Genomic DNA, 14,867 nt, shown 5'->3' with positions numbered 1-14,867 from the left:
GATTTGGCTCCGCCATGAGCGCAAGCTTCGTACTGAGCCAGACAATGCACACTCTCAGCGAGAGTGATCTGATCGCATCATAAGCGTACGGTGCGTACCGGAGCGACCGTGAGAAGACTTCCAGTTTCGGCGCCCGAATCACGCCCCCCCGGACGCGCCCCTCCTATCTCAGAGTCCTGTACAGCACTGATCTCAGCAGCAAGGACGAGCAGCCAATCGTGTCGCTGTTGCTGGCGATTTGGACAAGCTCAGTCATGATCTGAGGCATCTGGCGCTGAAGAGAGAGGCGCCGAAAAGGGTAAGTCACGTCAGGAATGTGTGCGATCTGTTGCGTTTGGTACGACAAAACAGGAACAGGCGGACCGTTGCTGGCGCACCTTGAAAACTCAAAGCATCCAGGAAGCTTTGCCTTTCGCTTGCATGAGCGGCGGCACTCTTCAGTACATAGGACAGCGACTTGATTGCAATGGCAGCCCTGACGCTGCCGTCACGTTTGTTGAAACACCTGCCGTCTGATGTCCGCTTCTAACCAACAGCTCATCCACAGTCGCGAACGCGGTAAATTGCGCTTTTGGTAATGTCGGGAGATCGGAGCGGGCCTGAAACTCCAACAGGCAAGCCGAGCCCGGCTGGTTCGCGGTCGAGGTCCACTTCAGTCGCTCTCCTTCCGTCGCGTTCGGTTGATGACATCTTGTGCCTGGAATCAGACGCGGGAGGCGCGAGCATCCTGCCGGCGAGGCACGAGCCACGTGATCTCGCTGGATTCAGACACGGCCTCCAGACCATGATTGATGGCACGTCGATTGCTGGGGCATGGAAAAGAGCAGCAGGCTTTGGCCACCTTGCGGTCGCCAAGTCAGGAATTCACAGTTGGTTCGAGCCGCCGAGCCCAAGTATGACAAATCGTCCGTTGGAGAAGAGATGACAAAACAAGCGCTGCCGTCAGCCGTCGGAGACATAGTGCAGCAGAGGCGGATCGATCTCGCTGCCGCATATCGGTCGCTTTGCCGGTTCAGCCTCAATGACAACATCGACAGACATATCTCCGTCAGTTTTCCAGGCCCTCAACACCTTCTCTTTGAGTCAATCCGTTCTGGGTGTGGTTTGGACTGGCAACCGCATGTAACCCCATCACAGTCGATATCAACTGCGACAGTTCCGACGATCCCTTCCGACTGGGTATAAGTCCGGCCCGGCTTCGCCATGCGCGCGCAATCCAAATCAGTGAAGCGCCGCATCGATCGGCTCAAGGCACCGAGGACAGGTCATGAACGCTCCACCAGAGAATATCACTTCAGAAACCGACGCTACGGCTGCAACGTGGGATAATCTGTCGCCGCTACTGGTCGATATCCGCGCGCGCCGAAATGAGTTCGCCCGCGCGCAGAAGATTCCAGACGAGATCATCGAGGGCTTCAAGCGCGTTGGCGTCTATCGGGCTTTGGTCGCCAAGCGATTTGGCGGCGAGGAGCGAACGCCGGCCGATTTTTGTCGCCTAATCGAGCGCATTTCCGAAGCCGACGGCTCCGCCGGTTGGGTCGCCAGCTTCGGCGATGGGGCTCGCTACCTCGCTGCTCTTCCGGACGACACGCTTCGCAAGGTATACGCGAATGGACCTGACGTGGTGTTGGCAGGTGCGCTTTTCCCGCTTCAGCCCGCCAGGCGAACCAGCGACGGGTTCGTCGTAAACGGCGTGTGGCCATTCGCCAGCGGCTCACCGGGCGCGGATCTGATAGGCGTTGGCATCACCGTGGAAGACGATCCGACCGGGGGCCTTGCCCGTGTAGCCGTGATGCCGGCCGAGAAGTTGACAATCCGCCCCAATTGGGACGTCATCGGCCTGCAAGGCACCGGCAGCCACGACGTCATTGTCAACGATGTCATTGTACCGGAGGAATGGACCTTGATCCGCGGCGGTCCGCCGACACTCGACGCGCCGGTCTATCGTTATCCGTCCGTCACTTTCGCAGCGCAGGCGCATGCGATTGTCGGCATCGGTATTGCGCGCTCCGCGTTAAACGAGGTGATCGCCATGTCCGGAAGCCGCGTCTCAATCACTGGAGCGCCCGTGATGGCAGAGCGCGGCTATGTCCAACTGGAGATGGCGAGAGCCGAAGCTATGCTGCGTTCCGCCCGTTCCTTCTTCTATGAGGCCACCGAGCAGCTGTGGAAGGAAGCGCTCAAGGATGCGGTAAACCCGAACACAGCGACGCTGATGCGACTCGCCGCGACGAACGCCGCGCGGCAGAGCGCTGAGGTCTGCAACATTGCGAGCGGTCTCGCTGGAAGTGCGTCGCTCTCTACCACCAGCAATCTGGCGCGGGCCATGTGCGACAGCTTCGTGGTTGCTCAGCACGCGGCTTTAAACGAGGGAACGCTCCAAAGCGCCGGCCGACTCCTGCTCGGAAGTGCAGCACAGCCGGGATTTCCATGAAGTGGTTCATAAACGTTCCACACGCCGCGGCGCAACGGATGGCCGGACCTGCGATATGATGCTGTCTGCAGCTACAGTTCCTCGCGGCGTGCCGGCCTTGTTTAAAGGACAAGAGAGAGAGAGAGAGAGAGAGAGACCCTTGCAGTCAGGCGCTCCTCAAAAACACCACTTCTTATCCGTGGAGCAACCCTCGAGCGCTCTCATAGGTCTCTACGCCCCCGCCTCGCTCATGGTCGTGTCGAGCACGATCCACTTGCATTTCAGCGCAACGGCTCGCGGTTCAACTCACAAAGCTCCCAAGTCCGACCTTTTTTAATATCGCGCTCCCTGCTTGGCCGTTCGTTCTCCTGGCGTAGGCGGACGATCTCCGAAGCCTGGTGCGCCGACATCGGCGTCGCCTGCGTGGCGGGCCCAACGCCGCCGATGCCGGCTCCTGCCGGGGCTTCCAGAGTCGCAGTACCGAGTCGCGCAGACCGAGTTCGTTGACGACCGTTCCGATCGTGGCAGTGTTGGAAACCCACTCCCCGCCCGACGCGGATGTCGTGCGCGGGGTCTGCAATGGCAGCCGGAAACCGGAGCGCCCCTCCGGCCATCGTTATCCGCTCGAATGATCACCCGTTGTGCAGCTTTGGGCAGCTAAGCGCGCCGGTCAGGTTTACCAGCAATGAATGAGGCGCCCGATATGGGTCGCCACTAGAAGCGCTTATTTTCGAGCAATACGTCACCCTCCACCGCGCGGGGATAGTGGGCCGCCACTTCGAATGATGGCAACAGGTCAAGAATAGCTTGGAGGGACAACTGCCCTTCGTAGAGCTCGCGGTCGCTATATTCTGTGTAGACGAAGCGCGTGTTGCTCAAGGTCTGCATGCCGCCGGCGATAACGTCCGCTTCGGCCCCCTGGACATCCATCCAGATGAAATCGATCGTATTCAGCTTGGCTTCGCTGCACCAGTCGTCCAGCCGCCGCGTTTCAACCGAGACAGGGCGATCGAACCGAACCCACTCATACTCAGTAAGATGATTCTTCGGGCGGCGTATTGAGCCGGAGAGGTCCCATTCCTTCGCATCACCATCTGCATTGCTTGGATGGAAGTCGATCATCCCGTTTCGATCACTAATCGCGATCTCAAGCAGCTTCACCCTATAGAGGGAAGGGCCCAGCTTCTTCTTGAAGCGCGCGATCGCTCGCGGGTCCGGCTCAAAGCAGTAGAGCTGAGCTTGCGGGCAGAGGTTGAGAAACTGTTCCGTATCGGTCCCGTCATTGCAGCCGATATCGAGGATGACGGGATTCGGCTTCTGAAGACGTGAAACAATGTGCTGGTGAACTTCGGCAGACGACACAGGTGCTTTTTCCATGGGCGCGGAGATCGGATGAATTTCGTCTTTGACGCCAAATCACACGCCAGACGCGCCGGCACAACGTATATCAACGTATATGATTCACATGCCCGTCGGTCCCTAATGCCATCAACACCAAAAGGGAGGCCTGTCGACCCGGGAGCTGCAGCGACTGCCCTGCAATACAAACTGCCGCTTGTTTTGGGAGCCGCGCCAACTGTGAGTTAGATCGTCGTGTCCGGTCCGCCTTTCGGAGCGGCGGAACGGCTTCGCGCCGAATGTCAGCCGTCGGTTCTCTATGAAACGTGCCCGGCAGGCTGATCTTTCGTGCGCAGCAGCTAGCCAATCACCTCGATCACAGTTGCGCAAAATGTGCTCTGCCGACTGACGGTCATCATCTCAGATTCGCTGACGCATTTGCGAGCAGCTCCGGGCGATCCCTTCTTCGGAATCATCTGTCCTTCGGAGAAGAGCGTATGAGGTCAAAGCTCCGACCCACGCGTTGCCGCGCGCACGCCTCCGCAGCGATCATCTTCGATCACTCGATCGGGGTAAATGCAACAGGTTTGAGCGACCGTGAGACGTCTGGAGACGGACAATTCGAAGATGGCCTTTCTTGGAGCACGCCGCCTCCAACAGGAACATCGTCTGAGTTTTCGCGATAGTTGGCATATTATTGCGACTACGTCAGACTGATCGAGCGCTGCTCATCGATTGGGTCTCGTGCAGGTCGCCGGCGTCAACTGCTAGATGCTGCCGTCAGACGACGCAATCATTTGCCAGCCAAGCCGGCGTCGTTGAAACACGCGGCGCTTCGATCGGTGTAACGGCCGCCCGTGCAGTGTTGAGGACCCCTGGGCCCAATCCGGGTGTTTCGACGAAACGCAATGTCATTTTCGCAACAGCTTGACGGGCTGTATAGCTGTGGGCGTTTGCTTCCGGACAAGGACAAACGCTGGCCAGGCTACGATTCAGTAGAACTGCAGGCATTGATCATTCAGCTCATTTTTGGCCTGATCCTTGCTATAATGGGGCTTGTCACAATGTGACTATCTCTAACTTGTTCAACGCTCAGGAGACTTGCATGAATTTCCGCCCGCTTCACGACCGCGTCGTTGTCAAGCGCATCGACGCCGATGAGAAGACCGCTGGTGGCATTATCATTCCCGACACAGCCAAGGAAAAGCCCTCGCAGGGCGAAGTCATTGCAATCGGCCCGGGCGGCCGCGATGAGACTGGCAAGCTGATTCCGATCGACATCGAGGTCGGGGACCGCGTGCTGTTCGGCAAATGGTCGGGCACCGAAGTCAAGATCAACAGCGAGGAGCTGCTGATCATGAAGGAAAGCGACATCATGGGCGTTCTCACCGATGTGTTTCCCAAGAAGAAGGCCGCCTAACCAAGCGCTCGCACAGCTCACTCCCTGACGAGCGCCCACTTAGGCGCGCTGAAGGATGAGAAAACAAGAACTGAGGGAATCTTTATGTCAGCCAAAGAAGTCAAATTCGGAGTAGACGCGCGGGACCGCATGCTGCGCGGCGTGGACATCCTCGCCAATGCCGTGCAGGTCACGCTCGGCCCGAAGGGCCGCAACGTAGTGCTCGACAAGTCGTTCGGCGCGCCTCGCATCACCAAGGACGGCGTTGCCGTCGCCAAGGACATCGAACTCGACGACAAGTTCGAGAACATGGGCGCGCAAATGGTGCGCGAAGTAGCTTCGAAGGCGGCGGATGCTGCCGGCGACGGCACCACCACTGCGACCGTCCTGGCCGCCGCGATTGTCCGCGAAGGCGCCAAGTCGGTTGCCGCCGGTATGAACCCGATGGACCTGAAGCGCGGTATCGACCTCGCGGTCGAAGCCGTGGTTGCGGATCTCCAGAAGAACTCCAAGAAGGTCACCTCGAATGAGGAGATCGCCCAGGTCGGCACCATTTCGGCCAACGGCGATGTCGAGATCGGCAAGTTCCTCGCTGACGCCGTGAAGAAGGTCGGCAACGAAGGCGTGATCACGGTCGAAGAGGCCAAGTCGCTCGAGACCGAGCTCGACGTCGTCGAGGGCATGCAGTTCGACCGCGGCTACATCTCGCCCTACTTCGTCACCAACGCCGACAAAATGCGCGTCGAGATGGACGACGCCTACATTCTCATCAACGAGAAGAAGCTCTCCTCGCTGAACGAGCTGCTGCCGCTGCTCGAGGCCGTGGTGCAAAGTGGTAAGCCGCTGGTCATCGTCGCCGAGGACGTCGAAGGTGAAGCGCTCGCGACCCTGGTCGTGAACCGCCTGCGCGGCGGCCTGAAGGTCGCGGCCGTCAAGGCTCCGGGCTTCGGCGATCGCCGCAAGGCCATGCTGCAGGACATCGCGATCCTGACCGGCGGCCAGGCGATCTCGGAAGATCTCGGCATCAAGCTCGAGAACGTCACGCTCGACATGCTCGGTCGCGCCAAGAAGGTGATGATCGACAAGGAGAACACCACGATCGTCAACGGCGCCGGCAAGAAGGCCGACATCGAGGCGCGCGTGGCCCAGATCAAGGCGCAGATCGAGGAGACCACCTCGGACTACGACCGTGAGAAGCTCCAGGAGCGTCTTGCCAAGCTCGCTGGCGGCGTCGCGGTGATCCGCGTCGGCGGCGCGACCGAGGTCGAGGTGAAGGAGCGCAAGGATCGCGTTGATGACGCGATGCATGCGACCCGCGCGGCTGTGGAAGAAGGCATCGTCCCGGGCGGCGGCGTCGCCCTGCTCCGGGCCTCCGAGCAGCTCAAGGGTCTGCGTACCAAGAACGACGACCAGAAGACCGGCGTCGAGATCGTGCGCAAGGCGCTCTCCTGGCCGGCCCGCCAGATCGCGATGAACGCCGGTGAAGACGGCTCGATCGTGGTCGGCAAAGTCCTGGACAACGAGCAGTACTCTTATGGCTTTGATGCGCAGACAGGCGAGTATAGCAATCTTGTCTCCAAGGGCATCATCGACCCGACCAAGGTGGTCCGTATTGCGGTCCAGAACGCTGCCTCGGTGGCCGCGCTCCTGATCACAACGGAAGCCATGGTCGCCGAGCTGCCTAAGAAGGGCGGCGCCGGTCCCGCGATGCCCCCGGGCGCCGGCATGGGCGGTATGGACTTCTGATCCACTCTCTCAAAGTGTCGATGACCGTGCAAAACCCTGGCACGAATGCCAGGGTTTTGCTTCGGCGAGCTTGCAACGTAGCCCTAGCAAGCCGCGCCAAAGGCCGAACCCATCGGCTAATCCGTATGAACGGCGGTAGAGTCCAGACCGAACTTGCTTGTGACTTTTCCTTCGGCGGCGACAGAGCCTTGGCCAAGGTAAAACGGGTCCAGCACTGCGATGGAAATGGGCCTGTCGCTATTTGAGTCTCACGAAGCTGCCTCTGCCGAGTGTTCGAACCCTTCGTCTGGGTTTATCCGGTGCCGCCTACCGCTTTCGACCCTCTTGCCTACTTTCCTGTCCTGACGCGTGGACCCAAGCGCCCACATGCCCTTTCCTGGCTCGCACTTACATCTGATGGCGAGAGGCTTATTTGCAACCCCTCAGCGAGAATGCGCATCATCAAAAACCACGAGATATCCTGCCGAAGTGTCATGATTTACTGTACGCTCTATTTTTTTCCGCGGATGGCCTCCGCTTCGCCTAGGGGCCGCCAACTTCGCCGCAGCGTCCTACCATGATATCTGTCTTACAGAGAGTGTGTGTCAGCAGGTTGCGCAATCGACGCTGTTGAGCATACGGCCAAGCAGATCACGGGGAATGACTTTTTGTGAGGATGCAGCGGGACCGAACTTTGGACTACTCAAAACTAGAGTTTTACGCCTCTTGTAGCGAGACCGAAGTTTGGACCACCCAAAACTAGAGTTCTTCGCCTTATCACGTTGGCGGGCTGGTTGCGCCGAGGTGGTTGTGCAGCAAAATCGGCGGTCGATTGCCGATCGCCCCATGGGGCCGTTCGTCGTTATAATAATTTGCGCCAAGTCTCCACTTTTTCCTGGGCGTCCGCAGGGGACAGGAACCAGTGGGCGTTGAGACATTAGGCCCGGAAGCGACCGTTGAAGGGCCTGGACGCACTGTCGTTTGGCTTGCCGGGCCGCCAAACACAGTGTGACGCCTTGCTGTAGCCCTCAGAAGATTGCGCGAGACTAGCTCGCTGCCCTGCTCGATGCGGATCGTCGACATCCCAATTCCTTATGGGTCCTTTCCGGTATCTCCCGACGTCGCTGCCGAAGGCCCGCACTCAGCAACTCCCACAATAGATGCGGATCGGCTTCATGGAGTTCTCTCCGGTGTCGGCACGAATTTTGATTCGTTCCTTTCGCACACCATCAGCCACGTCGTAACTATCATCAGCCGAAGGCCAGCCGAGAAGAATATGATGAAAGCCAAGGTTCTGATCGATCGCGACTTCACCATTGGTCACACGGACCCTCGTCTGTTTGGTGCTTTCGTCGAACATCTGGGCCGATGCATCTATAGTGGCATCTACGAGCCCGGCCATCGGAGCGCAGACAAAAGAGGTTTTCGGAAGGACGTGCTGTCGCTGGTGAAGGAGCTCGGTCCGACCCTCGTTCGATATCCTGGCGGCAATTTCGTCTCCGGTTACAATTGGGAGGACGGCGTTGGACCACTAGAGACGAGGCCGGCGCGCCTCCACTTGGCCTGGTTCAGCACCGAGCCGAACAGCTTCGGCACCAATGAATTTCACGGACTGGTGCACGGCGGCCGATGTCGCGCCAATGATTGCCGTCAATCTGGGGACCCGCGGCGGCGATGCCGCTCGCAATCTGGTCGAATACTGCAACCATCCCGGAGGAACTGCGTGATCGGAGCTCCGCCGCAAGCTCGGCTGGCGGACGACCTCATGGGATCGAGCTGTGGTGGCCTCTCTTGCAACTACCCCGTAAGCGGCGGCACTGTTTTGCGCTATCTGCCACAGCCCGCCATCTCATTGCCGAGGCCGCACACCGCAAGTTCGATGGTAGGATCCACCCGTCGCATCATCTTGGCCGCGCCGCCTTCGCGGGCCCTTCATCTTCTCAACGTGGCGCAAGGTAGATCACACATTCCATGACGCCGGCTTGAGCGTCGCAACCTCCCGCGGGCAAAGGCCGCGCTTTGCGAGGGCGCCGGCTTGACCTTGTCCGGCGCATTCTCGGTATTTGCCACCATCAGATCATCGTGCCGGAGCTCGAGCCGCTCGTGAACTGTCAGGGGAACGAAGCTTCTGGCCTCGACGCTCACCTCCATCTCCTGCTTCAGATCACGATTGAGCAGAAAGAGCGACAAGCCGCCACCTTGTTCGGCGACTGCCGCTATCTTGAGATACGGCACATCAGGCGCTGGAAAAGTCCGACCAGTCTACCGTCAGTATTGTTGTACGACGCATAGCAGGCTTCCGTCTCGACTTGCGCGTGCAAAATGCTTCCGCGACCAACGCGGCTCATATGCGAAAAAGGAAAGAAGATAGTGTGGCGCCACGCACCTCCGCCTGTCTTAGTCCTGATCGGCGCGATGACGTTCACGAGTTGCGCCAGGCAGGCAACTCTCACCCAATCGGCGTGATTCAACAGGGAATGCAGGTGCCGCCGGAGGGCGAGGGCGTCCTCCATTGTATAAATTTCCTCAAGGATCGGGGGCGCCATTGGCCAGCGGTCTACCGCCGGGGCAACCTCGTTGCGCGTTCGATACCAGACGTTCAGCATAAGACGCTTTTTGGAGCGCCGCTTGGCCGCAACCGCATCAGCTAGGACGATGACCTCATCGATGAAGCCGTCCATCACGTCGGTGCTCGCGAGAAATGAGGCGCTGTGACTGTAATTCCCGAGATAAGTATGGATTGAAATGTGGTCGACGTAGTCGAAGGAGTGTTCGAGGACCGTTTCCTCCCATTGGCCGAAACTAGGCATGTCGCGCAACGATGAACCGGCCAAAGGATCAATCGTGATCGCGGTTTAGGCTCTTGCTTGAGCATGATTTTCGCGAACGCTATTATGCCGAGAGCGTGAGCACATCGCAAAGATGTGAGCGCTGCCGATCGTACCAGGGCCAATGATCGTGGCCATGGCAGTGATGGGTGATAGTCCCCTGCCGCGATCAGCGCGTCCGCCGCCGCGCCCGGCCCAGATTACCTGCACGGCGTACGACAAACTTTCAGGCCGCCGCATTCTGCGCCTGCACGACATCATACCATCATCGTCTGTCGCCCGACAAGCAATCGGCCCGTTCGAGAGCGGCGCGCCCTACCAGCGCGTGGCTCCGATAGGTTATATCGACAAGCGCAGCGGCCGCAATTCGAATACCGGAGAACGTGCTGATGCTGCGCTTGCATCCACACTATACCAATGTGTAACCGAGATAGCCACGGGGATGAATTGGCAAGAAGCGCGACCGGGTTCATTGTGGGCCTTATGACTATCTATACTCAAGTTTACGCCCAATTTAGCGAGGCGCAGGAACGCAGAGCCGAGGGCCGTGCGGCTGCACTATACTCCAGTTTGATCGCTGACCTCAGTAAGCTGAATTTCGCTGACGCGGATGACCGCCGAGCATTCCCTCCGACCCTACACAGCATATTGGCAAGGCATGGACTGTTCGGGCTCACCACACCAGGGGAGCATGGCGGATTAGCTCTTCCCTTGCAGGAGGCCATCAATCTCATCTCCGCCACTGCATCTTTCGATGTCTCCGCTGCCTCTACCCTCGTCATCCATAATTTCCTGGCCTTGCCCTGCATCCAAGCGGCACCGCACATCCCCGAACAACAGCATATCATTTGGGGTGCAACACGCGGCGATCTCTGCGCTTTCGCTTTGACTGAGCCCGGAGCTGGCTCGGCCCCGAGGCACATAGAGGCTTCGGCTCTCATGCGCGAAGATAAAGTTCGTATCTCTGGCCGCAAGATCTGGATCGGCCTCGCTGACTGGGCTCGCTGGATCGTTTGCTTTGCGCGCGCGTCTGGACCCGATGCGAAAGGTCGGCTCGTTGGTGTACTCGTTGACAGGCAAACTCCAGGCCTAAAGGTCACGCACGAGCATCGCACACTCGGTCTACGTGGCATCATTCAAAATACCCTGGAGTTCCACGATGTCGAGGTGCCGCGTTCTTACGTGCTCTCTCGCGATCAAGACGGCTGGGGCGCGGCGGCATCTAGTATGAACCGCGGCCGTATCGGTGTGGCTGCTATGGGTCTTGGAGCCCTTGAGCGCGCTATCCAGGTAGCAGCCTCTTATGCAAGCCATCGCCGGTTCGGTAAACTGCGTATGATCGAGAACAGCTACATCGAGCAATTATTTGGACAGATGGTGCTGCGGCGGGAAGTCGTGAAGGCGATGCTGGCCGCATCCTGCCGACTTGTTTCAGCGCAGGGCGCGCCGAACGTCCACCTTGCGTCGGCAACGAAGGTTTTGTCCTCGGAGTGGTGCGGCCTTGTTGCTGATCAATGCGTCCAGCTGTTAGGTGGCCGTGGTTACGATGAGGGAGCGCCTTTAGCGAAAATCTATCGAGACGCTCGCATCCTTCGCATCTTCGAAGGTCCGACTGAAGCGCTCCTATCACATCTTGGCCGCTGCCTCCTCTCTAAAGCCACGCGTGACGAAATAGCCGATCTCTTTCGGTCAGTTGGAGCGGCATCAGTCCATGCTGCTGCAATTGAGGAGCTCTCTGGGCTCAATGAGACAGACGGGGCCGTGCTGATCTATGCGGGTTGGCTCACCACGTTGGCACTGGCAAAAGCTATCATGTCTGCTGGTTGCTTCTCTGCCTCAGATTGCGCCGAAGCAGCGGCTGACCTGGTCAGTTCCGAACTTGCAACCCTCCGTACTCGCGCGCCGATCCGGCAATCTGTCGAAGTCCGCAATCGGGCTAGTCGGACTCTGACCAACTTCCTTGAAGACGCGGCTTGTTCTATTCGCTCACCTGTCCTCGCAGACGATTACCTTAGACTGGTGCAGTATGTCTGACATCTGGCGGATGTCGGAGGTCTTTCCCACCTGGTGGGCCCGCGCGCGATGATGCAGCTGCGGAGAGGCGAAGCATCCCTGAGCACTGCCACGTCTAATTCCGGCAGACTGCTATGAGGGCCTAAGCCAATCTCGCTCCCGGCGCACCGCAGCAGCAAAGGCTTTCGCGTTCAGGAGGACCCGATCCGCTCCTCGACCCGGCGCCGCTTCAGAAGAATGGGCCGCGTCGAACAACTTCAGCACGCTCCCTACCCTATCGATGATGGCCAGCCACCGCTTCGCGGTCCCCCATGGTCGATACTGACGCCACCGTGCTTTCGCGGCTGACGACTGCGCGATCGTGATGCGTGTTCCTACATTTCTCGTATTGCGCCTGAGAAGCGCTATGTACCCGTGAAGTGCCGCCCTCCACTCAAAAGCCCGACGCCCTTCATTCCTGGTACCGTTTCGCTCCATTAGAACGAGGCGTCGAAGCGCATGCCGCAGCGAGATGATCGCCATGACTTAGCCATGCCATGAAGCTTCATGTTGTTTCGGGCATGAGCGGCGAAGCAGTATACTGAGCCCATCAGCCATGTGTAAGCCGTCTGACGGTCTGGCTTAGGATCAATATCATCGAGCCATTCGATAACCGCCCTTAAACTTGCGACACTCGTCCAAGGCGATCATCAGCTCATCGCCGTGTTCCGAGTGATAGTGTAGCTCGGTAGAGCAAAGCCGCCCATGAACCTGCGCACGCTCGTGGAGAAGACCTCTGATGCCGATCTGTTGCGCGAGATGATCGGCTTTGCCGCCCAGCCCGTGATTGAGCCGCAAATGGATTGCCAGACCGGCGCCGCCTATGGCGAGAAGACCCCCGAGCGTCTGGCCGAACGCAACGGTTGCCGCGACCTGACCTCGAGAGACCCGGGCCGGCACGATCGAGCTTCGGGTCCTCAAGCAGCGCAAACGCTCCTATTTTCCGGATTTCCTGGAGCCGCCGCGCATGGCCCAGAAGGCGCTCACCGCCGTCATCTCGACCCGCTCGGTTGACGCCTTGGTGCAGGGCAAACCGGGCTCTCCGATCGCGCTGGAGGCGGTCAGACGCCTCGATGCGTTGTTCGAGATCGAGCGCACCATCAACGGCCGGGACGCCGACGAGCGGCGCGCCGTGCGCCACCAAAAGAGCAAGCCGCTTCTTGAGCACATGCACGCCTGGTTGTTGCGCGGGCGCGAAACCCTCTCGCGCTCCTCCGAGGTCCTGAAGCCTATGAATTACATGCTCAGGCGCTGGGACGACTTCGCCCGCTTCCTCGACGATGGCAGGATCTGCTTGACAACAATTGCGCTGAGCGCGCATTGAGAGGCATCGCCTTGGGAGCGCAACTGGACCTTCGCTGGTAGCCAGCGAGGCGCCGACCGTGCCGCCATCGTACTGCCGATGATCACGACCTGCCGCCTCAACGACGTCGAGCCCAAGGCCTGTCTCGCCGAGGTCCTGGCCCGGATCGCCGATCTTCCCGCGACACGCCTGCACGAACTGCTGCCCTGGGAATGGAAGCTCCTCCGTCAGGCCGATAAGCCCGCCGGTCAGCAAGCCGCGTGACCTTCACACAACCGATCATAGAGCTCGTTGTGCCGCGCGCATGCTCAATCAGGCGGTCTTCGTCGTGTGCTTACTCAGCTCCTCACGTGAGACACTATGATGCCCTGCAAATACACCGATTGCGGATCTTCGATCGGCGAGAACAGCGTTTCACTCGGTCGCGCACCCTGTTCAGTTGAGGCCGACACCAGCGCCTAGTCGGTCCCGCAGTGCCTGGCGACTGATGACAAGATTGTTGAGGTTCAGGTCCGGCCTTCTTGCTGCCAAGCGCCTAACCAGTTCCCGGGTGCCGTCCACGACAAAGACGCCGCAGTCATAACCGTTTTGCTGCTGTCTTATCGGGGCCTGTTGCAGGCTAGCGTCGAGCCGTCCTGCGAGTTCCGCTGCGGGCCTGTCATTGTATCCCCGGGTGGAGTCATAGTGATAGGCGACCGGCCGGCCCTGATCGCGGCGATCGACCAGCAGCAGCGACCAGTGACTGCCGCGCTGATGTCTATCCGCATCGCTGGCATCGCTTACCGGCAGGAACAGGAAGTCGGCTGTATCATGGCGAACCCACCCTAATGCTCGTTCGGCGACCTCCTTGGAGGGGGATCGCAACATTTGGGCTATCAAGGGATCCACGAACCGCGTCCGGGCGGCGAGATGCGGATTGCTCTGCTGCAACTCCTGCGCCAGGAGCTCATAGTCCCGCTGAATATGCTCGTCACCCAGCCACTGCGTGGGGGCCAGCATGGGTCCGCTGCGGTGGCCGGAAGAGGCAACGGTAGCCGAGGGGCCGATCTGAGCACCCGGGACAGGGGACGGGCGAGGATGATGGATGAATTGCGTACCGCGGCGTCCTCGCCGCCCCGATGTGATCGAGCGGGTCTCATCGTTGATGGAGACCTGGGTTGGACCGCTGAACTGGGTCGGCAGGACCCCGATGTTATCCAGGACATCGAGTAAGAAATCCGGCACCGGCTGGGAGCCATCCTGCCAATCCTTGTCGACTCGATCTCCGATGTCCTCAAGCTCCTGCAGTTCGCCCGACAGCCCGACGAAGAACGCGGGTTTACCGGGAGGGCTGAGCACCGGCGCTGACTGAGCATCGTCACGCATCTGCTGCGGTGTGTAGGGCAGATCAACGAAAGAGTTGAGACCGCGGTAGATGTCCGACGACTGAGCTGGCGCGTCTGATGGTTCGGTGAAGAGCGCCGGTCTGGCGGCAGCCCTACCCGCCGCCGCTGACTGAGCATCGTCTCGCATCTGCTGCGGTGTGTACGGCAGATCAACGAAAGAGTTGAGACCGCGGTAGATGTCCGACGACTGAGCTGGCGCGTCTGATAGTTCAGTGAAGACCGGCGGTCTGGCGGCAGCCCCACCCGCCGCCGCTGACTGAGCATCGTCTCGCATCTGCTGCGGTGTGTAGGGCAGATCAACGAAAGAGTTGAGACCGCGGTAGATGTCTGACGACTGAGCTGGCGCGTCTGATAGTTCAGTGAAGACCGGCGGTCTGGCGGCAGCCCCACCCGCCGCCGCTGACTGAGCATCGTCTCGCATCTG

9 protein-coding genes and 3 pseudogenes are annotated in these 14,867 nt (G+C 59.6%); 7 read left to right on the top strand and 5 right to left on the bottom strand.

What is annotated here, in order from left to right; genetic code table 11:
* The first annotated feature begins 1,267 nt into the window (after positions 1-1,267).
* Positions 1,268-2,434: an acyl-CoA dehydrogenase family protein gene (locus GGD65_RS38085; protein ID WP_183238545.1), complete on the top strand. Its 1,167-nt coding sequence runs from the start codon at positions 1,268-1,270 to the stop codon at positions 2,432-2,434.
* Positions 2,435-3,127: 693 nt separating this feature from the next.
* Here the strand turns inward: GGD65_RS38085 and GGD65_RS38080 are convergent.
* Positions 3,128-3,775: an FkbM family methyltransferase gene (locus tag GGD65_RS38080; RefSeq protein ID WP_183238573.1), complete on the bottom strand. Its 648-nt coding sequence runs from the start codon at positions 3,773-3,775 to the stop codon at positions 3,128-3,130.
* 1,081 nt (positions 3,776-4,856) lie between these two features.
* On the opposite strand from GGD65_RS38080, the gene GGD65_RS38075 reads away from it, so the two are divergent.
* Complete coding sequence (locus GGD65_RS38075; protein ID WP_183238544.1) at positions 4,857-5,171, top strand: co-chaperone GroES; 315 nt, start codon at positions 4,857-4,859, stop codon at positions 5,169-5,171.
* Positions 5,172-5,255: 84 nt separating this feature from the next.
* Entirely contained in the window at positions 5,256-6,896 is a 1,641-nt protein-coding gene (groL, locus tag GGD65_RS38070) for a chaperonin GroEL (protein ID WP_183238543.1), read from the top strand.
* Positions 6,897-7,652: 756 nt separating this feature from the next.
* Here groL and GGD65_RS40635 read toward each other — a convergent pair.
* Positions 7,653-7,952, bottom strand: a pseudogene (locus GGD65_RS40635) (transposase); the annotation flags it as partial.
* 64 nt (positions 7,953-8,016) lie between these two features.
* Positions 8,017-8,277: a hypothetical protein gene (locus tag GGD65_RS38065; protein WP_183238542.1), complete on the bottom strand. Its 261-nt coding sequence runs from the start codon at positions 8,275-8,277 to the stop codon at positions 8,017-8,019.
* Between GGD65_RS38065 and GGD65_RS40630 the strand changes: the two are divergent.
* Positions 8,170-8,599, top strand: a pseudogene (locus GGD65_RS40630) (alpha-N-arabinofuranosidase); the annotation flags it as partial. The gene GGD65_RS38065 and the pseudogene GGD65_RS40630 overlap by 108 nt on opposite strands.
* Before the next feature lie 492 nt (positions 8,600-9,091).
* On the opposite strand, the gene GGD65_RS38060 reads toward GGD65_RS40630, so the two are convergent.
* Entirely contained in the window at positions 9,092-9,709 is a 618-nt protein-coding gene (locus GGD65_RS38060; protein WP_183238541.1) for an alpha-L-arabinofuranosidase C-terminal domain-containing protein, read from the bottom strand.
* 477 nt (positions 9,710-10,186) lie between these two features.
* Here GGD65_RS38060 and GGD65_RS38055 point away from each other — a divergent pair, with 477 nt between their 5' ends.
* The 3 genes and pseudogenes from GGD65_RS38055 to GGD65_RS38045 form a co-directional block, all read left to right on the top strand.
* Positions 10,187-11,737, top strand: coding sequence for an acyl-CoA dehydrogenase family protein (locus GGD65_RS38055; protein WP_183238540.1), 1,551 nt, complete (start codon positions 10,187-10,189; stop codon positions 11,735-11,737).
* A 723-nt stretch (positions 11,738-12,460) separates the two neighbouring features.
* Complete coding sequence (locus GGD65_RS38050; RefSeq protein ID WP_409362781.1) at positions 12,461-12,769, top strand: hypothetical protein; 309 nt, start codon at positions 12,461-12,463, stop codon at positions 12,767-12,769.
* A gap of 7 nt (positions 12,770-12,776) precedes the next feature.
* Positions 12,777-13,322 (top strand): annotated as a pseudogene (locus GGD65_RS38045) (transposase); the annotation flags it as partial.
* Positions 13,323-13,493: 171 nt separating this feature from the next.
* Here GGD65_RS38045 and GGD65_RS38040 read toward each other — a convergent pair.
* Positions 13,494-14,867 (bottom strand): Ulp1 family isopeptidase (locus GGD65_RS38040; RefSeq protein WP_246783558.1); only part of this gene is annotated, 1,374 nt, incomplete at its 5' end.

Source organism: Bradyrhizobium sp. CIR18 (genome assembly GCF_014198295.1).
In the GTDB taxonomy this organism is placed as follows: Bacteria; Pseudomonadota; Alphaproteobacteria; order Rhizobiales; family Xanthobacteraceae; genus Bradyrhizobium.
The sequence above is the reverse complement of the archived record's forward strand: the minus strand, read 5'-3'. Positions and strand labels throughout refer to the sequence as shown.